Annotated in this window: 19 protein-coding genes; 8 read left to right on the top strand and 11 right to left on the bottom strand. The window is 65.1% G+C overall.

Annotated elements, in window-relative coordinates; translation table 11 throughout:
* Positions 1–28: 28 nt before the first annotated feature.
* From AC1D09_RS13960 to mdeB, 7 genes are all read right to left on the bottom strand, one after another.
* Positions 29–1,714: a GspE/PulE family protein gene (locus AC1D09_RS13960; protein WP_477701100.1), complete on the bottom strand. Its 1,686-nt coding sequence runs from the start codon at positions 1,712–1,714 to the stop codon at positions 29–31.
* Between the two features lie 20 nt (positions 1,715–1,734).
* Complete coding sequence (locus AC1D09_RS13955; RefSeq protein ID WP_477661266.1) at positions 1,735–2,451, bottom strand: tetratricopeptide repeat protein; 717 nt, start codon at positions 2,449–2,451, stop codon at positions 1,735–1,737.
* 14 nt (positions 2,452–2,465) lie between these two features.
* Positions 2,466–4,361 carry a secretin and TonB N-terminal domain-containing protein gene (locus tag AC1D09_RS13950; RefSeq protein ID WP_477661265.1) on the bottom strand — a complete coding sequence of 632 codons (1,896 nt, stop codon included), beginning with the start codon at positions 4,359–4,361 and terminating at the stop codon, positions 2,466–2,468.
* Between the two features lie 19 nt (positions 4,362–4,380).
* A complete protein-coding gene (locus AC1D09_RS13945; RefSeq protein ID WP_477701099.1) occupies positions 4,381–5,115 on the bottom strand; it encodes a type II secretion system protein in 735 nt (244 codons plus the stop codon).
* A 111-nt stretch (positions 5,116–5,226) separates the two neighbouring features.
* Positions 5,227–5,964: a type II secretion system protein gene (locus AC1D09_RS13940; RefSeq protein ID WP_477661263.1), complete on the bottom strand. Its 738-nt coding sequence runs from the start codon at positions 5,962–5,964 to the stop codon at positions 5,227–5,229.
* Between the two features lie 124 nt (positions 5,965–6,088).
* Positions 6,089–7,780 (bottom strand): type IV pilus assembly protein FimV, encoded by a 1,692-nt coding sequence (locus AC1D09_RS13935; protein ID WP_477661262.1) that lies wholly within the window; start codon positions 7,778–7,780, stop codon positions 6,089–6,091.
* 380 nt (positions 7,781–8,160) lie between these two features.
* The gene (gene mdeB, locus AC1D09_RS13930) at positions 8,161–10,818 is read right to left on the bottom strand and encodes an alpha-ketoglutarate dehydrogenase (protein WP_477661261.1); all 2,658 of its coding nucleotides are present in this window, start codon (positions 10,816–10,818) and stop codon (positions 8,161–8,163) included.
* 106 nt (positions 10,819–10,924) lie between these two features.
* Here mdeB and AC1D09_RS13925 point away from each other — a divergent pair, with 106 nt between their 5' ends.
* On the top strand, positions 10,925–11,398 hold the full coding sequence (locus AC1D09_RS13925) for an Lrp/AsnC family transcriptional regulator (RefSeq protein ID WP_413329932.1): 474 nt from the start codon (positions 10,925–10,927) through the stop codon (positions 11,396–11,398).
* A gap of 29 nt (positions 11,399–11,427) precedes the next feature.
* Here the strand turns inward: AC1D09_RS13925 and AC1D09_RS13920 are convergent, their stop codons facing one another.
* Entirely contained in the window at positions 11,428–13,251 is a 1,824-nt protein-coding gene (locus AC1D09_RS13920) for a sensor domain-containing diguanylate cyclase (RefSeq protein ID WP_477661260.1), read from the bottom strand.
* A 27-nt stretch (positions 13,252–13,278) separates the two neighbouring features.
* Positions 13,279–13,743 carry an Lrp/AsnC family transcriptional regulator gene (locus AC1D09_RS13915; protein ID WP_477661259.1) on the bottom strand — a complete coding sequence of 155 codons (465 nt, stop codon included), beginning with the start codon at positions 13,741–13,743 and terminating at the stop codon, positions 13,279–13,281.
* A 222-nt stretch (positions 13,744–13,965) separates the two neighbouring features.
* Here AC1D09_RS13915 and AC1D09_RS13910 point away from each other — a divergent pair, with 222 nt between their 5' ends.
* From AC1D09_RS13910 to AC1D09_RS13890, 5 genes are all read left to right on the top strand, one after another.
* On the top strand, positions 13,966–14,982 hold the full coding sequence (locus AC1D09_RS13910; protein WP_477661330.1) for a 1-aminocyclopropane-1-carboxylate deaminase: 1,017 nt from the start codon (positions 13,966–13,968) through the stop codon (positions 14,980–14,982).
* A gap of 40 nt (positions 14,983–15,022) precedes the next feature.
* Complete coding sequence (locus tag AC1D09_RS13905; RefSeq protein WP_477661329.1) at positions 15,023–16,009, top strand: Bug family tripartite tricarboxylate transporter substrate binding protein; 987 nt, start codon at positions 15,023–15,025, stop codon at positions 16,007–16,009.
* A 2-nt stretch (positions 16,010–16,011) separates the two neighbouring features.
* On the top strand, positions 16,012–17,553 hold the full coding sequence (locus AC1D09_RS13900; RefSeq protein WP_477661258.1) for an amidase: 1,542 nt from the start codon (positions 16,012–16,014) through the stop codon (positions 17,551–17,553).
* Between the two features lie 91 nt (positions 17,554–17,644).
* Complete coding sequence (locus AC1D09_RS13895) at positions 17,645–18,775, top strand: ABC transporter substrate-binding protein (protein ID WP_477661257.1); 1,131 nt, start codon at positions 17,645–17,647, stop codon at positions 18,773–18,775.
* A gap of 184 nt (positions 18,776–18,959) precedes the next feature.
* Complete coding sequence (locus AC1D09_RS13890; protein WP_477661256.1) at positions 18,960–20,288, top strand: esterase-like activity of phytase family protein; 1,329 nt, start codon at positions 18,960–18,962, stop codon at positions 20,286–20,288.
* Positions 20,289–20,379: 91 nt separating this feature from the next.
* Here the strand turns inward: AC1D09_RS13890 and AC1D09_RS13885 are convergent, their stop codons facing one another.
* The gene (locus tag AC1D09_RS13885) at positions 20,380–21,996 is read right to left on the bottom strand and encodes a peptide chain release factor 3 (protein ID WP_007863198.1); all 1,617 of its coding nucleotides are present in this window, start codon (positions 21,994–21,996) and stop codon (positions 20,380–20,382) included.
* Between the two features lie 25 nt (positions 21,997–22,021).
* Positions 22,022–22,276, bottom strand: a complete 255-nt coding sequence (locus tag AC1D09_RS13880) for a DUF1653 domain-containing protein (RefSeq protein WP_477661255.1) — start codon at positions 22,274–22,276, stop codon at positions 22,022–22,024.
* 35 nt (positions 22,277–22,311) lie between these two features.
* On the opposite strand from AC1D09_RS13880, the gene AC1D09_RS13875 reads away from it, so the two are divergent.
* Together AC1D09_RS13875 and AC1D09_RS13870 are read left to right on the top strand one after the other, a co-directional pair.
* Positions 22,312–24,180 carry a M48 family metallopeptidase gene (locus AC1D09_RS13875; RefSeq protein ID WP_477661254.1) on the top strand — a complete coding sequence of 623 codons (1,869 nt, stop codon included), beginning with the start codon at positions 22,312–22,314 and terminating at the stop codon, positions 24,178–24,180.
* Positions 24,181–24,220: 40 nt separating this feature from the next.
* Positions 24,221–25,474 carry an RsmB/NOP family class I SAM-dependent RNA methyltransferase gene (locus AC1D09_RS13870; RefSeq protein ID WP_477701098.1) on the top strand — a complete coding sequence of 418 codons (1,254 nt, stop codon included), beginning with the start codon at positions 24,221–24,223 and terminating at the stop codon, positions 25,472–25,474.
* The last annotated feature ends 50 nt before the right edge of the window (positions 25,475–25,524 follow it).

Below are 25,524 nucleotides of genomic sequence, written 5' to 3'. Positions count from 1 at the left end.
TGTCCTCTTCCTTCTTTGTCGCTGTCCGTCAATGCGCCGCGAGGTTGACCACGCGGCTGACCTCTTCGACCGTGGTGTGGCCCGCCAGCACGTAGCGGATCGCGTCGTCGCGCAGCGAGGTGAAGCCCTCGGCGCGCGCATGGCGCGCCAGTTCGATGTGGCTGGCATGCTTGGCCACCAGGTGGTCCAGGGCTTCGTCGAAGCACAGCACTTCCATGAGCAGCACCCGGCCCAGAAAGCCGCGCTGGCTGCAGTGCGCGCAGCCCACGGCCTGGTACAGCGGGTGTTCGTCGTCGGGCAGCTCGAGCAGGATTTTTTCGTGCGCGGTGGGCGGGCGGCGCACCTTGCAGTGCGGGCACAGGCGCCGCGCCAGGCGCTGGCCTATCACGCCTATCATGTTGCCCGCCAGGATCTCGGCCGACACACCGATGTCACGCAAGCGCTGCACCGCGCCCAGGGCCGAGTTGGTATGCAAGGTGGCGAACACCTGGTGCCCCGTCATGGCGGCGCGAAAAGCCATTTCGGCGGTTTCGGAGTCGCGGATCTCGCCGACCAGGATCACGTCCGGGTCTTGCCGCATCAGGGCGCGCACGCCTTCAGCGAAACCGATCTTGTCGGTCACCTGGGTCTGGCGTATCAGCGGCAGTGGATATTCGATGGGGTCTTCCAGCGTCATGACGTTCACCGCTTCGGTGCTGATCTCGGCCAGCATGGAATACAGCGTGGTGGTCTTGCCGCTGCCGGTGGGGCCGGTGACCAGCACAATGCCCTCGGGCCGGCTCATCAGCGCGTGCAGCCTGTCCATGATGGTCTGGGTGAGCTGCAGGCGTTCCAGCGGGACTATGCTGCGGCGCCGGTCCAGCAGGCGCAGCACGATGTTTTCGCCATGGGCCGTCGGCAGGCAGGCGGCGCGGAAGTCGATCTGGCTCGCGCCCAGTTCCATGGCAAAACGCCCGTCCTGGGCGGCGCGGCTTTCGGCGATGTTCATGCCGGCCATGACCTTGAGCTTGACCGCCAGGGCCGGCCACATCGAGGCGTGCAGCAGGTGCGCCTGGATCAGCACACCGTCGACGCGTATGCGCACGCGCAGCAAATGCTCTTCGGGTTCGAAGTGGATGTCCGATGCAAGGCTGTCGTAGGCATTGTGGACGATGGCCTCGATCAGCTTGTCCACGGGCGGCTCCTTGCCGCTGGCGGCGAGCAGGGCGTCCACGCTGGGGCGCTCGCCGTAGACCCGGTCGATCTCGCGTATCAGTTCGTCCGGTGTCGCCAGTGCCAGGCGCACACGGGGAATGCCCTTGGCGCGCAGGTGGGCGCTGATCTGGTCCAGCGCCACCAGGTTGTCGGTCTCGTCGACGGCCAGCAGCAGCTCGCCCTGGGCCGTCATCTCCACGGGCAGGACGCCGTGCTTGCGCGCCAGGGGCGCGGCCAGCAGCTGCAGCAGGGTCGGGTCGGGCCGGCGGGTCAGCAGGTCGACTTCGGGCAGCTGGTGCAGCTGCGCGCGCAAGGCGCGCAGCTCGAGCTCGCCCACAAAACCCAAACCGGCCAGCTGCGCATGCAGGCTGCCGCCGCGCAGCCGCTTTTCGGCCAGGGCGATGGCCAGCTGGGAGGAGGTGAGCCGCCGCTGCTGGAGCAGGGCTTCGGCCAGTTCGCGCTCCGCCTTGCGCATGGCCACCGGCGGGTCCTGCAGATGGGGAGGTGGTGCCAGGGACATGGGCGGCTATCGTCCTGAGGTCAAGAGGCCGGCGCGGCCAGCGCGCGCAGGCGGTTGCGCACGGCTTCCTGGTTGAAGGCCGCAGGCTGGCGGAAAGAGAGGTTCAAGGCCTTGACGTACTGGCGCATGGCTTCGGGCCCCTGGCCCAGGCGGTCCAGCGACAGCGCGAAGTTGTAGAGGTAGTCGGGTTGGCCGGGCTCCAGCGCCGCCGCGCGCTCAAAGGCCAGCCGCGCCTCGGCCCAGCGGCCTTGTTCGGCATGGATCACGCCCAGCGTGTAATGCAGGGGCGCGTTGCGCTCACTGCGCTCGGCCAGCTGCTTGAAGCGGGCCGCGGCATCGCCGGGGATGCCGCCGCCTACCAGGTACTGCGCGGCCAGCGCCTCGGCGTCGCGCGGATAAAGCTCCAGCAGGCGGCGCAGCGCGGCCTGCGCGCCTTGGTGGTCTTCCAGCCCGTCCAGGCACCAGGCCAGGCCTATCAGCGCGTCGCGCAGGGCGCCGTCGCGCTTCAAGGCCTGCTCATAAGCGCTGCGCGCCTCGCCGTAGCGCCCGGCCTGCAGGGCTTCGTAGCCGCGTTTGACATCCACGTCCACCACGGGCGCGGGCTTGCGGCGGGTGATGCGGATGTCGGGATCGCGCGCCGCGGCCTGGGCCGGCACGGCGGCGCCTGGTTTGGCCTGGCCCCATGCCAGGGAGGCTGCGCAGAGCAGCAAGGGTAGAACGCTAAGGAGGGGCTTCATGGGTTTCCGTCGGATTAGCGGGTTGGCGAGGCATCAAGCGGTTTTCGGCCCAGGGCCTCCGGTGCCGCATCCTTGAAGAAGCTGGATGTAGGCAGCAGCGGCTTGTAGGCCTTGTAGTCGCCGTTGAGCGAAGCATCGCCCACCACCACAGGCCGCAAAAACACCACCAGCTCGGTTTTGCTGCGGGTTTGCTGCTTCTGCTTGAAGGCTTCGCCCAGCAGCGGGATGCGGCTGACACCCGGCACCGCGTCTTCGCCGTCGTTGCTGGCGTCCTGCATCAGGCCGCCCAGCACGGCGATCTCGCCGCTTTGCACGCGCAGCACGGACTCGAGTTCGCGCGACTGCACCACGGGAATGCGGTTGATGATGGGCGGCGTCGCGCCCAGCAACTGCGGGTTGGGGTCTATGATTTCGCGCACCACGCGGCTGATCGTTGGCCGCACATTGAGCGTCACTTCGCCGCTCTCGGCCACCTGCGGCGTCACGGTCATCACAAAACCCACGGGCACTGAATTGAGGTTGGTTGTGTAGCTGTCGAGCGAGGCCCGCATCAACTGACCAGCGGCATTGGGTGCGAATGTGCCTGGCGTGAAAGTAATGGTGGCATACACATAGTTGTCCACTACCTTGAGGGCCGCCGTCTGGTTGTTGAGCACCGAGACCTTGGGGCTGGACAGCACCCGCGCCTGGCCAAAGGATTCGAGCAAGGTGAGGATGCCGCTCCAGTCGCCGCTGCCGCTGGTGTAGCTCATGCGCAGCAGCGCGGCGTCCTGAGTTCCCGAAAACGCGCCCGTGCCCGAGGGCAGCATCTGGAAGCTCAAGCCGCGCAGCAGCCCGCCCTGCACCACTTTTTGCCAGTTGACGCCTTGCTGGGAGGCGTTGGACAGCGTCACTTCGACAATCGTGGCTTCTATCAACACCTGGCGCCGCGCGCTGGCGCTGATGCGGTCCAGGAACTGCCTGAACTGCTCATGGCCGCGTGAGGTGGTGTAGACAGCCAGCTGGCCGGTTTCGCGGTTCACCACGATGTTATTGGCACTGGAACCAGAGCTGGATGTAGAGGAACTTGTGGCCGAGCCCGATGAAGCGCTGCCGCATTCAACCTTGTCCACGGCATCCTTGGTGGCCAGGACCTGTTTCAGCAGGTCCGGGGTCCCGGCATTGGTCATAAAGGGTGTTGAAGCCGCCGTGCCGCTGGCGCTGGCCGGTGCCGCGCGGGACAGCTCCATGGCGATGCGCAGCCTGTCATCGCGCTCGCGCTCGCGGTCCTGCTTTTGGGCGATGTCGTCTTTTTGCTTGAATTCCAGGTTGGCCGCGCCGACGATCAGGCAGGCGTTGTTGATCAGCGTGTCCCAGAACTGGTTGTCGGTGGCATTGCTGATATTGGCATTCGAGGAGCCTGCCGTGTTGCCGGTGCCGAGCTGCGAGGACACGGAAGTCTGGCTGGACGATTGCCGTTTCAGGTTGACATAGTCCACCGCATAGTGCGCCAGGTAGGGCGTGTCGCGCTGCAGGCGCACCGTGTTGCCCGTCATTTCGTAGCGAAGGTCCGCCTGCTGCGCGATGCGGTCCAGCAACTGTGGCAGGGTCTGGTCGGTGGCATTGAGCGTGACCTGGCCGGCGATGGAGGGATGGACGTCCACATTGAGCCGGTTGTCGCGCGCCAGCGCGAACAGCAGGGTTTTGACAGGCACATCGCTGACCACCACGCTGAACAATTCCTGCTGCGCTTGCGGCTGCGGCGCCGCCGGCAGGGCCGGCAGCCGCACTGGCCGCAAGGTCGTGGGGGCCGGCGCCTTCGCCGGTTCGGCCATGCCTATGTGTTGTGTGCTGGGGGCCGGCGGTGCCACGGTGCAGCCGGCCAGCAGCGCAGCGGCCAAGCTGGCGGTTGTGATGCGGGCGACTGTCATGGCGAATCTGTCCCGATGCTCAGAACAGCCAGGTGCCCTGGCAATTGGCCTGGCTTGGGTTGGCCCAGCCTGTTGTGGTCGGGGTTCCGACCATTCCGGGCGCGCAAGTTGCATCTGTGCCTGCATTAACGGCTCCGCCAGCGCCCATGCCAAAACGAAGTTGGCCGGTGCCGGGAAGTCCATCGTCGGCCTTGCGGTCCAGTTCCGCCAGCACCTGCGAAGGAATGGTTCCTCCGGTGTGTATCACCATGCGGGTGATGCCGGGGGCGGGGGCTGGATCAAACCAGCGTGCAGCTGCGGTTGGGTCGCTGTTCACATGGCCGGCCGTGAGAAAGTCGCCATAGACGTTGCTCGGGCTGTTGCCGATATTTGCTCCTGCGGGAGCTACCACGGTCATGCAAGCACCACATGAAATAAAGCCCGCGGCCGTGAGGTTCTGAAAGAACACCGTGGAGTCGGCACCGATCGCAATCAGTCCGTTACCTCCAACCGTAGCCGCCACCACATTGTTTCCGACGACGATGGCTTGGGCCGCTGTCAAGTCACCCGGTAGCATGCGGTAACGGTCCAGGAAGCCGATGTGGGCGGTCTGAATAGCCGATTTTTGGTCGACAAGGTTGCGTACACGCGCTGACTGGATCAATTCTTGGCCGCGCAGGATGCCGCCAATGAGCAGGCCGACAATCATCAGCACAATGGCGATTTCGACGAGGGTGAAGCCGCGCTGGCGGTGGATATTTGAATTGGATTTCATGATTCTGGGCTCCTTGTTGATTGATATATCCATGACGAAGGCGGTCAATGGGGCGGCAGGGCCATTCCGGCGCCCACATCTCCCGAATGTTCAGTGCGGATCTTCTGAGGATCAGAACAGCCAGGAGCCCTGGCAATTGCTCTGGCTAGGATTGGCCCAGGTATTGACGGTGCCACCCGTAGGAATAGGGGCGCAGGTGGCAAGGTTCGCTGTTTGATTAGCTGAAACAGAAAACCGGAGCTGGCCAGTTCCAGGCGATCCATCGTCGGCCTTGCGATCAACTTCAGCCAAAACCTGCGAAGGAACGGTGCCTCCTGTGGTCATCACCAATCGGTTAAGGCCGCCAGTTGTTGGGTCGAACCAGGAAGTACCGTTGCCTGCGATGGTGCTGGCCTGAAACCCAATATTGAGAAAGTCACCATATACGTTGGTAGGACTGTTGGTGACGTTTGCGGCGCCGTTTCCTGTCGCAGCCGTCACCGTCATGCAAGCACCACAGGAAAGAAACCCTGCTGCCGTGAGATTCTGAAAAAACAATATTCCCTCGCTGTCCCAGGTGATGATTCCATCACCTACAGGGTTCAGGGTCGTGGGCACCGCATTGTTTCCGACGACCGCAGCTTGATTCGCCGATAAATCTCCTGGCTGCATGCGATAGCGGTCTAAAAAGCCGATATAAGCCGTCTGGACGGCCGACTTCTGGTCAACGATGTTGCGTACGCGCGCCGACTGGATCAACTCCTGCCCGCGCAGGATGCCGCCAATGAGCAGGCCGACAATCATCAGCACAATGGCGATTTCGACGAGGGTAAAGCCGCGTTGGCGGCGGGTATTGGCGTGATGTCTCATGATGCTTGGCTCCTATAAATATTTGCCTAGAAAGGGGCTGACGGGAAAACCAGAGACTGGAAAATGCTCAGGCGGCGGCAAACCGGGCCGCGCGCCCGATGCGGACAGGGAGGAGGGGCGCGGTTCATGCCGGGCGTGCTCCATAAGCCGTGGCGATGCGCAGTGCGTCGTCGACAGCGCTGCTGGCGGTGGATGGCGTGGGTGGTTTGTGAATGCCTGGTGGCGACGGCTGCGTTGCGGGTGCCGCGGGATGTTCTGGCGCTTGCTGGAGCAGGGCCGCCTGATAGAGCGGATTGCCGGGGTCGAGTTCGTGGCCCAGCACCAGCACGCGCTCCCACAGCTCGCCGGTTGCGCCGGTCAGTTCGTGCAGCTGGGGCATGCGCCGCGCAAGGCCGGCGCTGTCGCCCTGGGCGCACAGCACGCGTGCCAGCAGGAACCAGGCCTCGTGGCTGCGGGGGTTCTCGTTGAGTAATGTGCCCAGCAGCTGCTGCGCATCGGCGAATTGGCCGAGGGTAAACAGGGCGCGGGCATCTTCCACATTCGGCGCATCCGACCGCGCCGGCACCTGCCGATGTTGCATATAGCTGGTGTAGGCCTGCTCGGCCTCCGCCGGGCTGAGTTCAAAGACCGATGCCGCTGCGCCCATGCTGTCGGTGAACTCAGGGCGGCGGCGGGCCAGCCAAAATCGCAGGGCCCAGACGATAAACAGCGGCACGGTGATCCCTGCAAGCAGCCAGAGCCAGACGGAGCTTCGCTTGTCATGGGGCGTGGGGATTTTGGGTGGCGGGCTTGCGGTTTTGGGTGCAGTCGTCACGGCCGATGGGCTTGCTGCGACTGATGCGGGTGGGGTTGGTGCGGGTTCCGCGGCGGATGCCGTGGCTTTCGGCGCTGCGGCCGTGACCTGGTCGGCCAGTTCGCGCATTTGCCGCGCGTTGAGTTCCAGCTCCCGCAAGCGCGCCTGCCGGTCGGCCTCACGGCGCTCCTGCGCGATGCGGTCGGCCTGGGCGGATTTGGCTTTTTCGAGCCGCAGCCGGTCTTGTTTTGGCTGGGAAGAGGATGGTTTGCCGTTGCGCGCCGAGACTACGCCGGCATGCTCGCGATTTCTGAAGGGAAAGCGCAGCGCCGTTTCGAACGTCATGCCTTTGGGCAGGCCGGGCCGCCCTGCATCGGCAGCCGGAGTGGATTCAGCGCTGTCGGGAACAGGTCCGGCGGTGTTGTCCGCCAGTGCGGCGGTGACTGCGGTGACCGGTACGTCGGCAACTTCTTTTTTGTCCCTCGACGGGGCCGGGGCGTCCAGCATCAGCACGTAAAGTTGCTGGCTGCTGCCGGCAGGCCAGGAAAATTCCAGCACCAGTTCGACCAGTTGCGCTTGCACTGCCTGTGGGGCTTGCAGCAGCAGCGCGGCGCGCCGGCGCAAGCCCTGCGCCTGCAGCAGGGAGACTTGTGCATTGCCTAGCCAGGCCGGGTAGGCGATGCCGTTTTCACGAAAGGCCTGCTCGGAGGCCAGCCTGACCTGAAAGCCGGACTGGATGTCGGACGCCAGTTCAATTTCCACGCGCAGCGGCTGGGCCGGGCCGGACAGCAGCGTGGCGTCGCCGAGGCTGACCGCGCCGCAAGGCAGCGAGCAACCCATCAGCGCGACAAGCATCATGCGGATGATCTGGCGGGAGCGATGGGCGAGGCGGGCCTGGCTGGGGTTGTCGAACCCTGAACGGCAGGGCCAGCGCCGGGACACCATCAGGACGGTCATCATGGCGGCGGAGCATTCAAACCCGATGGCGGCGCCGTGGCTGTAGCTGATGTTGCCGGCGATCATGGTTCAGGCCCTGTTGCCAGCCGCCGTCAGCGTGATGGTTTGGGAAAGTGCCATCTTGGGTGGCGTGGCTCGGGGGCAATTCATGTTGCGGTGATGAGGGAGATCAGCAGCCAGTAGTAGTTCGCGATACAGAATGTTTTGAAGCTTACTGAGCACCTCCTTCGAAGAGGGGAGAGATAGTCTTTGTGCGGACAATCTTTGTGTGATGTTCTTACTTCTTTTGTTTGTATCCATGAACCCTATGCGAGGCGCAAGCATTCGTTGCGGGCAGGCTTAAGCCCGCGCGAAGTCGCGAAGAAGGGTGGATGCGTGAAAGCGTGCCCGCAAGCATGCGGGGGCGGCCGCTATGGCCCGGCCGCCCGGCTGTCCGGCGAAGAGCCTCAGGCCGGCTTGAGCAGGTGCAGCGCGGCCTTGGCGATGCTTTGCGCATCGACGCTGAAAAACGCGCGCAGCGCGGCGCGCGTGTCGCTGCGGCCGAAGCCGTCGGTGCCCAGGGTCAGGTAGCGCCGGCCTTCGGGCAGGAAGGCGCGGATGCTTTCGGGCACGGCGCGCACATAGTCGGTGGCGGCGATGATGGGGCCGGTGCTGGCCTTCAGCTGCTGCGCGACGAAGGCTTCAGCATGCGCTTCAGCGTTGAGCGCCGCTTGCTGGCAGGCCGCGCCGTCGCGCGTGAGTTCGCTCCAGCTGGTCACGCTGTAGACAGTGGCGGCGATGCCCTGCTGGGCGAGCTGCCGCGCGGCCTTGATGACTTCGGTGAGGATGGCGCCCGAGCCCATCAGGGTCACTTCGCCCTCGGCCTTCCTGCCGTCGGGCAGGAAACTGTCAAAGCGGTAGCAGCCGCGGATGATGTCGGCCTCGGCGCCGGGCCGCAGGTCGGGCTGGGCGTAGTTTTCGTTCATCAGCGTGACGTAATAGAAGACGTCTTTCTGCTCGACCATCATTTCCCGCATGCCATGGTCCAGGATCACGGCGAGTTCGCCGGCGAAGGCCGGGTCATAGGCCTTGCAGTTGGGAATGGTGGCGGCGACCAGGTGGCTGGTTCCGTCCTGGTGCTGCAGGCCCTCGCCGCCCAGGGTGGTGCGGCCGGAGGTGGCGCCCAGCAAGAATCCGCGTGCGCGCTGGTCGGCGGCGGCCCAGATCTGGTCGCCCACGCGCTGGAAGCCGAACATGGAGTAATAGATATAGAAGGGCAGCATGGCCAGGCCGTGCACGCTGTAACTGGTGGCGGCGGCCGTCCAGCTGGCCAGGGCGCCGGCCTCGCTGATGCCTTCCTCGAGGATCTGGCCGTCCAGCGCCTCGCGGTAGCTCAGCACCGAGCCTATGTCTTCGGGCGCGTAGCGCTGGCCCACGCTGGAATAAATGCCGACCTGCTTGAAAAGGTTGGCCATGCCGAAGGTGCGCGCCTCGTCGGCGACGATGGGCACGATCTTCGGGCCCAGCGCAGTGTCCTTGAGCAGCCCGCCCAGCATGCGCACAAAAGCCATGGTGGTGCTCATCTCCTTGCCGTCGGCCGCCAGCGCGAACTGGGCGTAGGAGGGCAGGGCGGGGATGGCCACGGCATCGGCCGCGGTTTCGCGGCGCGGCAAATAGCCGCCCAGCGCCGCGCGCCTGGCGTGCATGTACTGCATCTCGGCGCTGTCGGCGGCGGGTTTGTAGAAGGCCAGGTTTTTGGCCTGCTCGTCGGACAGTGGCAGGTTGAAGCGGTTGCGGAATTCGATGAGGTCCTCGCCGTCGAACTTCTTTTGCGAGTGCGTGGTCATGCGGCCCTGGCCGGCGCTGCCCATGCCATAGCCTTTTTTGGTGTGCGCCAGGATCACGGTGGGCTGGCCCTGGTGGTTCGCCGCCGCGGCGTAGGCGGCATGGATTTTCACGAGGTCGTGGCCGCCGCGTTTGAGGCGGTCTATCTGCTCGTCGGTCATGCCCTGGGCCAGGCGCGCGAGTTCGGCGTTCTGGCCGAAGAAGTTGTCGCGGTTAAAGCGCCCGTCCTTGGCGGCAAAGGTCTGCATCTGGCCGTCCACCGTCTGGGCAAAGGCCTGTGTCAGCGCGCCGGTGAGGTCGCGCGCGAACAGGCCGTCCCAGTCGCTGCCCCAGACCAGCTTGATGACATTCCAGCCGGCGCCGGCGAACAGCTTTTCGAGCTCGTCGATGATGCGGCCGTTGCCGCGCACCGGGCCGTCCAGGCGCTGCAGGTTGCAGTTGACGACCCAGACCAGGTTGTCCAGGCCTTCGCGTGCGGCCAGGGTCAGCGCGCTCATGGATTCGGGCTCGTCCATCTCGCCGTCGCCGAACACCCCCCAGACCTTGCGTCCCGCGCAGTCGAGCAAGCGCCGGTGCGTGAGGTAGCGCATGAAGCGTGCGTGGTAGATGGAGCTGATGGGGCCTATGCCCATGGAGCCGGTCGGGAACTGCCAGAAATCCGGCATCAAATAGGGATGCGGGTAGCTGCACAGGCCTTGCGCGCCCTGGCCGGGCGCGCTGAGTTCCTGGCGGTAAAAGCCCAGGTCTTTTTCGCTGAGCCGGCCTTCGAGGTAGGCGCGCGCATAGACGCCGGGCGCGCTGTGCGGCTGGAAGAACACCAGGTCGCCGCGGTGCTGGCCTTCAGCCACACCTTCGCGCGCGTGAAAGAAATGGTTGAAGCCGGTCTCAAACAGGTCGGCCGCGCTGGCGTAGCTGGCGATATGGCCGCCGAGTTCGGCCGAGCCGCCGGTTTCGGCCTGGTTGGCGCGCACCACCATGGCCAGCGCGTTCCAGCGCATCAGCGAGGCCAGGCGCTCTTCCAGCGCGAGGTCGCCGGGGAACACGGGCTGCTCGTCCACCGCGATGGTATTCATATAGGGCGTGGCCAGCTCGGGCAGCCAGCCTATGCGCTGCTTGCGCGCAACGCGGCTCAATTCGCCCAGCATGTGGCGTGCGCGGGCCGGGCCGTGGGTCAGGGCCAGGGCTTCGAACGCTTCACGCCATTCAGCGGTTTCCTGCGGATCGGTATCGGCGGGCATGTCGGCCTGCGCCAGCAAATGATGGGGGGTGGAATGGTTCATGGCAAAAATGACTGTACGCAGGTTTGTCCAGAAGTTGTAGCCTCAATATCGTGGTATTTGGCCGTTAAGAGGCATAAAATTCTGTGAAAACCGGTTTTTACAGATGATGCAGCTTGATGCCCTCGATTTAAAGATCCTCGACGAACTGCAGCGCGACGGCTCGCTGTCCAATGTGGAGCTGTCGCGGCGTGTGCACCTGAGCCCTTCGCCCTGCCTGGCCCGCGTCAAGGCGCTGGAGGCCGGCGGCGTGATTGACCGTTATGTGGCGATTGCCAATGCCGCGGCCCTGGGCCTGGGCCTCAATGTGTTTATCTCCATCAGCCTGCGCACGCAAAGCAAGGAGTCGCTGGCCGATTTTGAGCGGCGCATCGCCGAGCACGACCAGGTGATGGAGTGTTATTTGATGTCGGGCGACAGCGACTACCTGATACGCGTGGCGGTGGCCGACATAGGCGCGCTGGAAAAATTCATCCTCGAGCAGCTGTCACCGATATCGGGGATCGAAAAAATCCGCTCGAGTTTTGCGCTCAAGCAGGTCCGGTACAAGACAGCCTTGCCCTTGCCTTTGCCCGGCCGCTGACCGGCGCGGCGCCTCAACGAGGGCTGCCGTCACCCCAGCGTGGGATGCGAGGTCTCGATCGCGTTGATCTTGGCCAGCAGGTCTTCGCGCCGGCTGGCTTCTTCGGCCGCGGCGCTGCCCGGCTCCAGCGGCGAGTCGACAAACTGCACGGGCCGTTTGGTGCCGGAGGCCATGTGGTGCAGGCGTATCTTGAGCAGGTCGGTCACCTCCGCGGCGGTTTGCGCGCGGGGCGTGTCGTGCCATATGGCGATGTGCAGGGTGAAAGCGTCGCCCTCGCCCTGCTTTTCGGAGGCGCGTATGCAGTCCGCCAGGATCTTGGTGGAAATTTCGGAAAGCACGGCGCGGCTGACGGGGCCTTCGACCAGCACCATGAAATGGTTTTCGTCGCAGCGTGCCACGGTGTCCACGTCGCGCGCGGCGCGGCGCAGGATCTCGCCGATGCGCGACAGCGCGGCGCCGCGTTTCAGGTCGCCCACCTCGTCATGGCTGGGCGCCTGGTTGAGCCAGTGCAGCATCATCGCGCCGCAGGCCAGCTTTTGCCGGCGGCCACGCAGCAGCATGGCCGGCAGCCTGGCCTCAATGATGCGCGGCAGCATCAGGCCGCTGGCCGCATCGTAGGTCGAGAGGGCCGCGCCGCGGTGGTTGGAAAACAGCGCCGCCCGGCTGCGCCAGGCGAGCACCCCGAAAATCCACAGCAGGCCGACCATGGCCGACAGCACGCCCGCGGCCTGCGCCGATTCCACATTGAGCACCCAGCCGGCGTTATAGGAAAGCCGGGCCAGCGCGGCTCCGCCTATGGGCGCGGCGCCTATCAATAAAAGAAGGTTCCAGGCCTGGCCGCGCAGCGATATCCAGACCAGGCTCGCGAGTATCGCCACGGTGGCCAGCGCCAGCCACAGGTTGCGCAGGTCGCGCGGCACAAAGTCCAGGCGGACCATGAACGCGCAGGCCATGAGCAGGCTGCCCGCCGTGACGCCGGCCAGCAGCCGGTACACGCGCGGATGGCCGTCGCGCGCATAGCTGGCCTGGGCGCAGAACCAGGCGGCCGCGGCCATGGTCACCGTGGCCGACACCCAGCCCATGACCTGGTTCAGGTGCATGCTGTAGGGCCAGATGCGCCAGCCGCCGTAGCCGATCAGCACCAGTTGCGTGAACATCAGCGTGACCACCACGGCGCCGAACCAGAGGAAGACCTTGCTGCGCGACATGCTGAAAGCGGCCAGGCACAGCACGGCCAGCACGCTGAACATGCCCCACATCAGGCCTATCACCACGCCGACCCGCGAGGCGCCGTCGATGTACTCGACGGGCGTGAGCAGCATGGGCCGCTCGGTGATGGGCCGGCGGTGTTCGAAGCGCAGGTAGTAGGTCTGCGGCTGGTCGGTGTGCGATTGCAGCTCAAAGCTCGGGACGCGGGTGCGCAGCGCCCAGTAGGCGGGGGCGATCGCCTCGCCGGCGGAATGGACCTGCCAGCCGCCTTGCGCGTCGCGCGAGTAAAGGCTTACCTTGTAGACCGCCTGGCCCGCCAGCCGGATGTACCAGGTCTGCAGGGTTTCCGTGGTGGGCAGGGCGAAGCTGGCCCAGACTTCCTGCGTATCGGAAGTGGGAAGAATGGTGTCGTCGGTGTAAGGCTGGAAGGCGCGTTTTGCGGTGGCCGCGAATTCGCCCGTGGCGAAAGCATCGGGCGATGCGATGGAATCCCTGGGCACCGCGATCCATTGCAGCGGCTGGGCCAGGGTGATCTGGGCGCTGCTTTCATACAGGCGATCAAACACCTGTGCGTGGCCTGCGCCGCAGAAGGCGCACAGCAGCATCAGGAAGAAACGGCGACACAGGCTGGCTTTGGGCGACATGCGCATAGCTTATTGCAAAAGCCCGGCCTAAACCGGAATCACCGTGGTCTCGAACACCTCCTTGAGGCAGACAAAGGTGCGGATCTGCCGCACCCCGGGCAGGCCTATGAGCTGCGCCGCATGCAGTTCGTTGAAGGAGTCGATGCTCTGGATGCGCAGCTTCACGAAGTAGTCGAACTCGCCGGTCACCAGCTGCACTTCCAGGCAGCCGCTGAGGCCGGCTGCGGCTTTTTCAAACGCCGCGAAGGAGTCGGTGGTGGAGCGGTCCAGCACCACGCCGATGATGACCAGCCCGTTGTAGCCCAGCGCGCGCGGGTTCACCAGCGCCACCGTCTTGCGGATCAGGCCGGCCTCTTTGAGCCTGGCTACCCGCCGCGAGCAGGCGGGCGGGCTCAGGCTGGTCTTTTCGGCCAGCTCGATATTGGGCAGGGAGGCGTCCTGCTGCAGCAGCTTCAGGAGCTTGCGGTCAATGCGGTCCAGCGTGTGTTCCATGGGAGGATTCTACAAATATTGCTTAAAAAGGCGAATTTATGGAATTAATTACATAAATTCATGAAAGGAAGATTTTTGAGTCCGTTTGATGGGGTGTTTAAGCAACTCATTGCGGGAGGGCCTGGCTACGATTTGATTCATCGTCGCTTCAAGCTTCAGTTTCACTTTCAACCGGGAACCCCCTTCATGTCCACTTCGCTCAAGCATCCTCTTCAACACCCGCTGCAGCTCCAGAAGTTCGCCAGGCATTCGCTGACCTTCGGCCCCACGCCCATCCAGCCGCTCAAACGCCTGAGCGCCCACCTGGGCGGCAAGGTCGAACTCTTTGCCAAACGCGAAGACTGCAACAGCGGCCTGGCCTTCGGCGGCAACAAGACCCGCAAGATGGAATACCTGATTCCCGAGGCCCTGGCCCAGGGCTGCGACACGCTGGTGTCCATAGGCGGCATCCAGTCCAACCAGACGCGCCAGGTGGCGGCGGTGGCCGCGCACCTGGGCATGAAGTGCGTGCTGGTGCAGGAGAACTGGGTCAATTATTCCGACGCGGTGTATGACCGTGTGGGCAATATCGAGATGTCGCGCATCATGGGCGCCGATGTGCGCCTGGACGCGGCCGGTTTTGACATCGGCATACGCCCCAGCTGGGAACAGGCCATGGACGACGTGCGCAAGGCCGGCGGCAAGCCCTTCCCGATTCCGGCGGGCTGCTCGGAGCATCCCTATGGCGGCCTGGGCTTTGTCGGTTTTGCCGAAGAGGTGCGCGCGCAGGAGGCCGAACTCGGCTTCCAGTTCGACTACATCGTGGTCTGCTCGGTCACGGGCAGCACGCAGGCCGGCATGGTGGTGGGCTTTGCCGCCGACGGCCGGGCCGACCGCGTGATCGGCATCGATGCGTCGGCCAAGCCCGAGAAAACCCATGCGCAGATTCTGCGCATCGCGCAGAACACCGCCAAGCTGGTTGAGCTGGGCCGCCCCATCACCGCAAAAGACGTGGTGCTGGACACCGGCTACGGCGGCCCCGAGTACGGCCTGCCGAATGAAGGCACGCTGGAGGCGATCCGCCTGTGCGCGCGGCAGGAGGGCATGCTGACCGACCCGGTGTACGAGGGCAAGTCCATGCACGGAATGATTGAAAAGGTCAGGCGCGGCGAGTTTCCGGCCGGCTCGCGCGTGCTGTACGCGCACCTGGGTGGCGTGCCGGCGCTCAATGCCTACAGCTTCCTGTTTCGCAACGGTTGATCAACGCGGCTCGCGCTGCAACAAAGAGGGAACTACGATGATGAAACCAAGGTATGAGAAGCGCTTCTTCCTGGCCATGGCGCTGGCCTTGTTGGCGCCCTGGACCGGCGTCCATGCGCAGGGCTATCCGTCCAAGCCGGTCCAGCTGGTCATCCCGTTTCCGCCGGGTGGCGCCACCGACATCGCCGGGCGGCTGGTCGCCAAGAAACTGGCCGAGCGCCTGGGGCAGCCGATCGTCATCGACAACCGCCCGGGCGCCGGCACCGTCGTCGGTGCGGCCTTTGTCGCCAAGGCCGCGCCGGACGGCTACACGCTGCTGATCAGCTCTGGTTCCACCTTCACGGTGAATCCAGCGCTCATGCCCAAACTGCCCTACGACCCGATCAAGAGTTTTGAGCCTGTCGGGATGGTGGCACGCGTTCCCCTTGTTTTGCTGGCCAACGTCGATGTCCCGATCAACGACCTGAAGCAACTCATCACGGCAGTGCGCGCCGCACCGGACAAATACATGTATGGCTCGTTCGGTAACGGCACCACAGGGCACTTCGCAGGCGAAATGCTGTGGAGCACCACGGGCATCAAGCTGCAGCACATCGCCTACAAGGGCAGCGCGCCGGCGATGAATGACTTGATGGCCGGGCAAATCCCTTTCACCATTGACACCGTCGCGGCGGCGCTACCGCAGCTGAAGGCGGCCAAGCCGAGGATCAAGGCCATCGCCGTCACCGGCGAGAGCCGCGCGACGCAAATGCCCACGGTGGCGACCGTGGCGGAGAGCGGCTTCAAAGGTTTCTCGGCCGATTCCTGGCTGGCCATTGCCACGCCCAAGGGGGTGCCGGCGGATGTCAAAGCCAAGCTGCAGAAGGCGCTGGCTGACACCATGAAGGACCCGGAAATTCGCGAAAAACTCGTCGCGAACGGACTCGAGTCCGCCTGGGAGCCCGCTGCCGCGGTCGCCGCGCGCATCGAAAACGAGCTGCCCCGCATGCGCGTGATCGCCCTGCGTTCCAACATCCGGATTGATTGACGGTGGCGAGCCGCAAGGAACTGGTAGCTCTCTCGGCGGTGGAGCTGCGGCGACTGATAGAGGCCAGGCAGGTATCGCCCGTCGAACTGCTGGAAGCCTGCATCGAGCGCATCGAGGCGGTCAACCCTTTCGTCAACGCCGTGACGGCCACCTGCTTTGAACGCGCGCGCGCCGAGGCCAAGGACGCCGAGCGCGCGGTGATGCAGGGCCGCCCGCTGGGCTTGCTGCACGGCCTGCCCATGGGCGTGAAAGACCTGGAGGCCACCGAGGGCCTGCTGACCACCCTGGGCTCGGCGCTGTACCGCGACCATGTGCCCGCGGCCGATAACGTGCTCGTGGCGAGGCTGCGCGCCGCCGGTGCCATCGTGGTCGGCAAGACCAATGTGCCCGAGCTGGGGGCCGGCGCAAACACTCGCAATGCGGTCTGGGGTGCCACCGGCAACCCCTTTGACCCCCGGCTCAATGCCGGCGGCTCGTCGGGCGGCTCGGCGGCGGCGCTGGCCTGCGACATGCTTCCGGTGTGCACCGGCTCAGACACCGGTGGGTCGCTGCGCATACCGGCGGCCCTGTGCGGCGTGGTGGGTTTTCGGCCCTCGCCGGGCCTGGTGCCCAGTTCGCGCAAGCCGCTGGGCTGGACGCCGATCTCCGTGGTGGGCCCCATGGGCCGCACCGTCGCCGACACCTGCCAGCAACTGGCCGCCTCGGCCGGCGCCGCCGTGGGCGACCCGCTCAGCTATCCAGTGGATGCGGCCGGTTTTCTGAATCCGCCGCCGCTGGACCTCGGTAGCCTGCGCGTAGGCTGGACCGAGGACTTCGGCGCCTGCGATGTCGATCCCCTGATACGGGAAACCTTCGGCCGCAAGGTCCGCGCCATGTCCCACCTGTTCCGCAGCTGCGAAAAGGTGGAGTTCGACCTGGGCGATGTGCACCGCTGCTTTGACGTGCTGCGCGCGGAGGCCTTTGTGGCCGCGACCCGCGACGCCTACGCGCGCGACCCCGCCAGCCTGGGGCCCAACACGCGGGCCAACTACGAGATAGGTGCGGCAATGAGCCTGCTGGACAGCGCCTGGGCCCAGGCCGAGCAGACACGCATCCTGGCCCGCTTCAACGCCACGATGGCGGGTTATGACGTGATCCTGGCGCCGACCACGCCGCTGTCGCCCTTCCCTTGGACGACGCTGCACGCGGACACCATCGCCGGCAAGCCGCAAGCCAACTACTACCGCTGGCTGGCCCTGACCTATGTCGTGACGCTGGCCACCTTGCCGGCGCTCAGCCTGCCTTGCGGAGTCGACTACGCGGGCATGCCCTTCGGCCTGCAAATCGTCGGCCACTTCCGCGCGGACCAGCATGTGCTTGGCGTGGCGGCGGCCCTGGAGCAGGCTTTTGCCGGCTCTGATGAATTGCGGCGGCCGCGTCCCGCGCTGGACCGCCTGCGGGCCGTCGAGCCGGCGCTGACATCGATCGTCTCGGCCCCGCCGCACCACGTCGGCTCGCCAACGACGGCAGGCGGCGCCGGACATCGCATCAGTGCCGGTGCGTGAACAAAGAAAAATCAATGGCCGGTCCAGGCGATTTGGATGTCGTTGAGGACCGAGGATAACAACGAAGATAAGAACGAGGATGAGGGCGAAGATGAGAAAAAATCAATGGATCGGCCGCCTGGCCGGCCTGGCTATCGCAAGCGGTATCACGTCATCCGTACTGGCCGCGCAGCTTGTGGTCGGCCAGGTGGCGCCCTTGACCGGTATCGACGCGAGCCAGGGCCGCGCCTACGCGGCGGGGATGCAGTTGCATTTCAACGCCGTGAACAAGGCGGGCGGCGTGAATGGAAACACCTTCATCCTGGCGCGCCGCGACGACGCCGGGCGACCCGATGAAACACTCACCCAAACGCGCGCGCTTCTGGCCGAGGACAAACCCGTGGTGCTTGCCGGCTACTTTGGAGGCCGCAATATCTCCCAGCTGGTCAGTGCGGGCGTATTGGAACGCGAGCGCATCGCACTGGTCGGCTTCCGCGCGACCGAACTGAATCTGGAAGCCCCGCAGCTTTACGGCGTACGCGCCACGCTGCGGGACGAGCTGGCGAGAATCACGGCGCACCTGGCGACGGTCGGAATCACCAGGCTCGGCTTGTTTTACGAAAATGGCCCCGGCGCCGCGCCGCTCATCGCCGCGGCACAGGAAGCGGCGGCGAACGCCAAGGCCAGGATCATCCAAACGGCGGGTTATGACGCTGGAACCAGCCGCGTGAGCGCCGCCGCCGACGCCATGCTGCAGGCATCACCGCAGGCGATCATCATGATTGCGAGCGGGGGCGCTGCTTCCAGCTTTATTGAGAAATACCGTTCAGGCGGAGGAACGGCCCAACTGTTTGCGCATTCAGGCGCGGACATCGAGCAGATGGCGAAACGGCTTTCTGAAGAGCAGATGCAAGGCATCGCGATCGCCCAGGTCACGCCCAGCCCCTACAAACTGACAAACCGGCTTTCCAAGGAGTTCAACGACATCGCGGCAGCGGCCGGAGCGCAGGACGTTCCGATCAGCTACGCCATGATGGAAGGCTTCATCGCGGCAAAGGTGATTGTTGAAGCCGCCCGGCGGCAGGGCCCGCGTGTGACCCGTGAAGGTTTTGCCACGGCTTTGGATGGACTGGACAGTTTTGACCTGGGAGGCTATGTCGTCGGATTTCGCCCGGGGATGCGCAATGGTTCGCGCTTCGTGGAGATGACCATCGTCAGCGGGAACGGAAGAATCCGGCAATAGGGCAAAGCAGGGGCGATTTCCCGCTTGCCGAGGCCGGGGGGCGAGCACCCTGTGTCATCGCGGCGTCACACCCGGTGGCGACCATGCGTCTTCCTTTAACCACGGATGACACATGTTCTTATCTGATTCTGGCGCCACTGCCTGTTCCTTGCCAAAGCGCCCGACCGGCCTTCTTTCCTCCCTGATGCTGGTACTGCTGGCTTCTCCCTTGTGCGCGCTGGCGCAGTCGCCCGCGGCATTTCCGGCCACGCTGGCAGGCCATGCGGTGCTGCCCGCCCAATCCTTTATCCCCGCGCCCAAGGATGCGCCGCAGGACCTGCAGGTCAGCGGCAAGTTCACCAACGGCCAGCGCACCGAGGCACTGGGCACGGTGCCGGGCCTGTCGGCGGGCCGCCCCACCGGCATGTCGCTGCCTTTCAAGGGCCAGCCGCTGCAAGGCCATTCCGGCATCAAAAAAATGGCCGACGGCACCTTCTGGATCATCACGGACAACGGTTTTGGCGCCAAGGCGAACTCGCCCGATGCCATGCTGTACCTGAACCGCTACAAGGTGGACTTCAAAGGCGGCAGCATGAAGCGGCTGGAAACCATCTTCCTGCATGACCCCGACAAAAAAGTGCCGTTTCGCATCGTCCACGAAGGCAGCAAAAAACGCTACCTGACCGGCAGCGACTTCGACACCGAGAGCTTCCAGTTCGCCGGCGGCGCGCTGTGGATTGGCGACGAGTTCGGCCCTTTCCTGATCAAGGCCGACCTCAAGGGCAAGGTGCTGGCGGTGTTTGAAACCCTGGTGGACGGCAAGGTCGTGCGCTCGCCCGACCACCCGGCCGTCACCACGCCAGCCGCGCCAGGCGGCACGGTCGACTTCCAGGTCAAGCGCTCCAAGGGCTTTGAAGGCATGGCTTCGTCGAAAGACGGCAGCAAGCTTTATGCGCTGCTCGAAGGCCCAGTGTGGAATGCCGAGGCCAAAGACTATGAGCGTGTAGCCGGCAAGGAGGCCCTGCGTGTGCTGGAGTTCGACGTGCAGGCCGGCAAGTGGAGCGGCCGCTCGTGGATGTACCCGCTGGAAGCCAACGGCAATGCCATCGGCGACTTCAACATGATCGACGGTACGACCGGCCTGATCATCGAACGCGACAACGGCGAAGGCACGGCCGACAAGGCCTGTCCCGAAGGCCAGAAACGCACAGACTGCTTCCATGACATCGCCAAATTCAAGCGCGTCTACAAAATTGAAATGACGGATGCCAATGTGGGCGGGCCGGTGCGCAAGATTGGCTATATCGACCTGCTCAACATCGCCGACCCGCACAAGCTGGCACGCAAGCCGCTCAACGACGGCGTGCTCAAGTTCCCATTCTTCACGATTGAAAACGTGGACGTGGTGGACGCGACCCACATCGTGGTCGGCAACGACAACAACCTGCCGTTTTCGAGCAGCCGCGAGCCGAATAAGGCCGACGACAACGAATTGATATTGCTCGAAGTCGGCGAGCTTCTGAACGCCAAATAAGCCTGCGCACAGGACTACGGGCGCCAGCCGCTATCCACCGGATAGCTTCTGGCGCCCGTTTTGCGTCTGGGGCAGGTGAGCGGAAAAGCGCTTACATCTTGGACTGGAACACCAGCCCGGCGTGCTCGCGCAGTGCATGGAACTTGATCTTGGGCCATTGCTGCTCCACGGCGCGCAGGGTGGCGCTGTGGTCCACCAGCAGGGTGGGCGCATCAACGGCGTCCAGTGCCACGCGGTGGGCGTTGGCGTCCATGAATTTTTTGAGTTCGTTGGCGTCGTCGCTGGTGACCCAGCGCGCCAGGTTGAAGTTGCTGCCCATGATGCGGGCCTTGACGCCGTATTCGTGCTCCAGGCGGTGGGCGACCACTTCAAACTGCAGCTGGCCGACCGCGCCCAGCAGCAGCAATGAGCCGGCAATCGGCCGGAACACCTGGATCGCGCCTTCCTCGCCGAGCTGGGTGAGGCCGGCGCGCAGCTGCTTGCTGCGCAGCGGGTCGGCCACCTCGACGGCGCGGAACATTTCGGGCGCGAAGAAGGGCAGGCCGGTGAACTGCAGGGCCTCGCCTTCGGTCAGCGTGTCGCCCAGCTGCAGCACGCCGTGGTTGGGGATGCCGATGATGTCGCCGGCGAAGGCGGTGTCCAGCAATTCACGGCGCTGGCTCATGAAGCTCACCACGGTGTTGGGCCGCAGTTCCTTGCCGCTGCGCACCACTTTCAGGCGCATGCCGCGCGTGAATTCGCCGCTGGCCACGCGCAGGAAGGCGATGCGGTCGCGGTGGGCCGGGTCCATATTGGCCTGGATCTTGAACACCACGCCGGAGAATTTTTTCTCCTCGGGGTGCACCACGCGCTGGATGGCTCCGCGCTCGGCAGGCGCGGGCGCCAGGTCGACCAGCGCGTCCAGCACTTCCTGCACGCCGAAGTTGTTGATGGCCGAGCCGAAAAACATGGGCGTCTGCCTGCCGGCCAGGAATTCGGCGCGGTCGAACTCGGGCGTGGCGCCGGCCACCAGTTCGATCTCGCCCTGGGCCTGGGCGTATTCGGCGCCGAAGCGTTTGGCGGCCTCGGCGTTGTCCAGGCCGGCCAGGATTTCGTCGTCGCCGCCGGCTTTTTCCTCGCCGGGGCTGAAGACGCGCATGCGGTCTTCGCGCCTGTCATAGACGCCGTGAAACAGCTTGCCCATGCCGACCGGCCAGGTGAAGGGAATCACCGTCATGCCGAGTTCGCGCTCGATCTCGTCCATCACGCTCATCGGGTCCTGCACCTCGCGGTCCATCTTGTTGACGAAGGTCAGGATAGGCGTGTTGCGCGCGCGGCAGACCTGCAGCAGGCGGCGCGTCTGCGGCTCGACGCCGTTGGCCGCGTCGATCACCATCAGCGCCGCGTCCACGGCGGTCAGCACGCGGTAGGTGTCTTCCGAGAAGTCCTGGTGGCCCGGGGTGTCCAGCAGGTTGATGACACAGTCGCGGTATTCCATCTGCATGACCGAGCTGGCCACGGAGATGCCGCGCTGCTTTTCGATTTCCATCCAGTCGGAAGTGGCGTGGCGCGCGGCCTTGCGGGCCTTGACGCTGCCGGCGATCTGGATCGCGCCCGAGAACAGCAGCAGCTTTTCGGTCAGCGTGGTTTTACCCGCGTCGGGGTGGGAGATGATGGCAAACGTGCGGCGGCGTTTGACCTGTTTTTCGATTTCGGTGGATTCGGACATAACCCACGATTATCGGTGACGGCGCTTATTCGGGCGCCGGGCCGGGTTGAAGCGCGAAACGCGGCTGCCTGACGCCGTCTATCACCACCTCTTCATTGAACATGGCGGCGGGCCGCACCCACAGGCCTTTTTCGCCGTAAAGCGCGCGGTACAACGTCATGGGCTCCAGGCTTTCGCTGTGGCGTACGGTGCCGACCACCTCGTAAAGCATGCCTTTGTAGTGGCGGTACAGGCCCGGCGGGGTTTCAATCAGGGGCGGCAGGTTGGGGTCTGGGTTCATGGGTAAGATTGTCGCCAACAAAAATGGGAGGGCTGATGGAGCGGGCAGATTTCATCCATTTGGTGCGCCTGAGCGAGCATGCCAGCGCCGACGACAGCAAAGCCTACCGCCGCAGCGTGGCGGCTTTCGCGGCGCTCGGTTATGCCTGGGTCGTCGCTTGCCTGCTGCTGTCCGCCGGCATCCTGGCCTGGGTCGCCAGCGCCATGATGCATGGGCGCATCAAGGGCTTTTATGTCGCCCTGGTCGTCGCGGCCGGGGGATTGCTCTGGACCTGCCTGCGGGCGCTGTGGTGCCGTTTTGACGAGCCGGAAGGCGTGGTGCTGCAGCCGGCCGACGCGCCGGCCCTGTTCGAGGCGCTGGAGCGCATCCGCAGGAAGATCAAGGGCCCGCCCATACACCGCGTGCGGCTGGACGCGGACTTCAACGCCAGCATCCGGCAGCATCCGCGCTTTGGCCTGTTCGGCGGCGGCGTCAACTACCTCAATATCGGTTTGCCGCTGCTGATGGCGCTGGACCGGCCGCGCTTTCTGGCCGTGCTGGCCCATGAGTACGGCCATTTGCGCGGCGACCACGGCCGCTTCGCCGCCTGGATTTACCGCACGCGCCTGAGCTGGGCCATGCTCAACCACGGCCTGCGCAACGACGAAGGCCCGGTGGCGGCGGCCACCCAGGCCTTTCTGCGCTGGTACTTTCCGCGGTTTTCGGCCAAGACCTTTGCGCTGGCCCGCCAGGACGAATACGAGGCCGACCGCATCTCCGGAAAGCTGCTGGGCAAGGACGTCGCCGCCGCCGCGCTGACCGAACTGGCCGTCAAGGGCGACTGGGTCGCCAGGGAGTTCTGGCCCGAGCACTGGAGCGCCGCCGCCGCCCAGGCCCTGCCGGTGGGGCCCTATGCGGCCATGCGGCCTCTGTTGGGACTGGCGCCGCCCGGGGATTTCGCCCGCGAATCGCTGCGGCAGGCCCTGCGCCGCATCAGCGATGTGGACGACACCCACCCGGGCCTGCGCGACCGGCTGGAGGCGCTGAAAGCCGCCAAAAACCTGCCGGCATGGTCTGTTTCTTCGCGCTCCGCGCTGGCGCTGCTAGGCGACGGCGGCGCTAAATGGATTGCGCATTTCGACAAGCAATGGTGCAGGGAGAACGCCAGCGACTGGAAGCAGCACCACGCCTACCTGGGGCGGGTGCGGGCCCGTGCCGATGCCTTGGCCTCCAGCGAAAAGCGCAACAACGCCGAGGAAATGGTCGAACTGGGCAACCTGCGGCGCCGCCTGGACGCACGGGCCGACGTGCGTGGCCACTATGAGCGCGCACTGCAGATGACGCCCGGCCATGCCGGGGCCTTGCGCGGCCTGGCGCAATGCCTGCCGGCCGCGGAACGCGCGCTGCGCATGGATTGCCTGGGGCAACTGTTCGAGCACAGCGCGGCCAACCGCTGGTGGGCTTGCCGGGTGGCGGTGGCCGAGATGGAGCAGCCCGCGGCCGACGGCAGCTTTGACGAAAAGGCCCTGGCCCTGTGGCGCGAGCGGCTCAAGCAGGCCGAAGAGGCCGAGGGGCGCGCCTGGGAGGAATTGACGGAGACGCCGTTCTTTCAGGCCATTGCCCGCCACGACCTCAGCACTTTCGAACAGGGCGAATTGCAGGCGCAGCTCGCGCGCTGCAAGCCGGTGGCGCGGGCCTGGCTGGTGCGCAAAAACCTCAAGGAGTTTGCGCACAGGCGCTGCTACCTGCTGTTCCTGGAGTTGCCGGGGCTGGACGATGAGTCGCGCTATGCGCTGTGCCGCGACCTGGAGCGCTCGCTGGACCTGCCCGGGCCCGTGCTGGCCCTGTGGGCCGGTTATTCGCCCATGCTGGGCGACATCGAACGCAACGCTTTTGAGGCCGTCTACCTGCGCACCATGGACTGAACCGGATTGAGCCGCGCGGCAAGGGTGGGACAATGGGGCCATGCACCCCAAAGCCTTACTCGACAGTTGTTCCGAGCTTCTCAAGCAGGTCCTCAAATTTGATCATCCCGCCGACATGGTGGTTTCGCGCTACTTCCGCGACTACCGGCTCGGCCCGCGCGAGCGCGCCACCGTGGCGGAAACCATTTACGGTGTGCTGCGCAAAAAAAATCTCTATACCTACCTGGCCCAGCACGGCAGCGGCCCACTGGAGCGGCGCCTGGCGATCCTGGGTTTTGCCGCCGAGCGCGACTTTTTGCTGGGCGCGCTGACCGAGCAGGAGAAAGACTGGCTGGCCCGCTGCGACCAGGTGAAGCCGGGCGACCTGATGGAATTGCATCGCCACAACCTGCCCCAGTGGCTGGTGGAGCCGCTCAAGGAGCAACTGGGTGACGATTTCTGGCCGCTGGTCGAAAGCCTCAATGCGCCGGCCGGACTGGATTTGCGCGTCAATACGCTGAAGGACAAGCGCGCCGAAACCCAGAAAGAGCTCTCCAAGGCGGGTATCAAGACCGTTGCCACGCCGTATTCGCCCTGGGGCCTGCGCATAGACGGCAAGCCCCAGCTGGCCAAGCTGGACGCCTTCACGCGCGGTGCCATCGAGGTGCAGGACGAGGGCTCGCAGCTGCTGGCCCTGCTGGTGGATGCCAAACGCGGCGAGATGGTGGTCGATTTTTGCGCCGGCGCCGGCGGCAAGACGCTGGCCCTGGGTGCATCCATGCGCAACACCGGGCGCCTGTACGCCTTTGACACCTCCGGCCACCGGCTGGATGCGCTCAAGCCCCGGCTGGCGCGCAGCGGGCTGTCGAATGTGCACCCCGTGGCCATCGCCCATGAGCGCGATGACCGCATCAAGCGCCTGGCCGGCAAGATAGACCGGGTGCTGGTCGACGCGCCATGCTCGGGCCTGGGTACTTTGCGGCGCAACCCCGACCTCAAATGGCGGCAGACACCCAAGGCCATCGAAGAGCTCCAGGCCAAACAAACCGCGATTTTGCAGAGCGCCGCGCGGCTTTTAAAGCCCGGCGGCCGGCTGGTTTATGCCACCTGCAGCGTTCTGCGCGAAGAAAACGAGGCGATTGCCGAAGCCTTCAGCGCGGCCAATACAGGGTTTAACGTCCTTGAAACCGGGCCCTTGTTGACCCATCTGGGGGTGGAACATGCCGAAAAACTCTGCCGCGGCCCCTACCTTCGCCTCTGGCCCTACTTGCACCAGACTGACGGGTTTTTCGCCGCAGTATGGCAAAAGTCCTGATATTTTTGCCAGCAAAAGACGACAGATAGGCTGATGTTACATATTTATTC

This window comes from Polaromonas sp. P1_A2 (assembly GCF_056406895.1).
Note: the sequence above shows the minus strand (reverse complement) of the source record. Positions and strands in the feature narration are given on the sequence as shown.

Coding starts and splice junctions, on each gene's coding strand:
- AC1D09_RS13960 (WP_477701100.1), bottom strand. CDS start 1,714: ATGTCCCTGGCACCACCTCCCCATCTGCAGGACCCGCCGGTGGCCATG.
- AC1D09_RS13955 (WP_477661266.1), bottom strand. CDS start 2,451: ATGAAGCCCCTCCTTAGCGTTCTACCCTTGCTGCTCTGCGCAGCCTCC.
- AC1D09_RS13950 (WP_477661265.1), bottom strand. CDS start 4,361: ATGACAGTCGCCCGCATCACAACCGCCAGCTTGGCCGCTGCGCTGCTG.
- AC1D09_RS13945 (WP_477701099.1), bottom strand. CDS start 5,115: ATGAAATCCAATTCAAATATCCACCGCCAGCGCGGCTTCACCCTCGTC.
- AC1D09_RS13940 (WP_477661263.1), bottom strand. CDS start 5,964: ATGAGACATCACGCCAATACCCGCCGCCAACGCGGCTTTACCCTCGTC.
- AC1D09_RS13935 (WP_477661262.1), bottom strand. CDS start 7,780: ATGATCGCCGGCAACATCAGCTACAGCCACGGCGCCGCCATCGGGTTT.
- mdeB (WP_477661261.1), bottom strand. CDS start 10,818: ATGAACCATTCCACCCCCCATCATTTGCTGGCGCAGGCCGACATGCCC.
- AC1D09_RS13925 (WP_413329932.1), top strand. CDS start 10,925: ATGCAGCTTGATGCCCTCGATTTAAAGATCCTCGACGAACTGCAGCGC.
- AC1D09_RS13920 (WP_477661260.1), bottom strand. CDS start 13,251: ATGTCGCCCAAAGCCAGCCTGTGTCGCCGTTTCTTCCTGATGCTGCTG.
- AC1D09_RS13915 (WP_477661259.1), bottom strand. CDS start 13,743: ATGGAACACACGCTGGACCGCATTGACCGCAAGCTCCTGAAGCTGCTG.
- AC1D09_RS13905 (WP_477661329.1), top strand. CDS start 15,023: ATGAAACCAAGGTATGAGAAGCGCTTCTTCCTGGCCATGGCGCTGGCC.
- AC1D09_RS13895 (WP_477661257.1), top strand. CDS start 17,645: ATGAGAAAAAATCAATGGATCGGCCGCCTGGCCGGCCTGGCTATCGCA.
- AC1D09_RS13890 (WP_477661256.1), top strand. CDS start 18,960: ATGCTGGTACTGCTGGCTTCTCCCTTGTGCGCGCTGGCGCAGTCGCCC.
- AC1D09_RS13885 (WP_007863198.1), bottom strand. CDS start 21,996: ATGTCCGAATCCACCGAAATCGAAAAACAGGTCAAACGCCGCCGCACG.
- AC1D09_RS13880 (WP_477661255.1), bottom strand. CDS start 22,276: ATGAACCCAGACCCCAACCTGCCGCCCCTGATTGAAACCCCGCCGGGC.
- AC1D09_RS13875 (WP_477661254.1), top strand. CDS start 22,312: ATGGAGCGGGCAGATTTCATCCATTTGGTGCGCCTGAGCGAGCATGCC.
- AC1D09_RS13870 (WP_477701098.1), top strand. CDS start 24,221: ATGCACCCCAAAGCCTTACTCGACAGTTGTTCCGAGCTTCTCAAGCAG.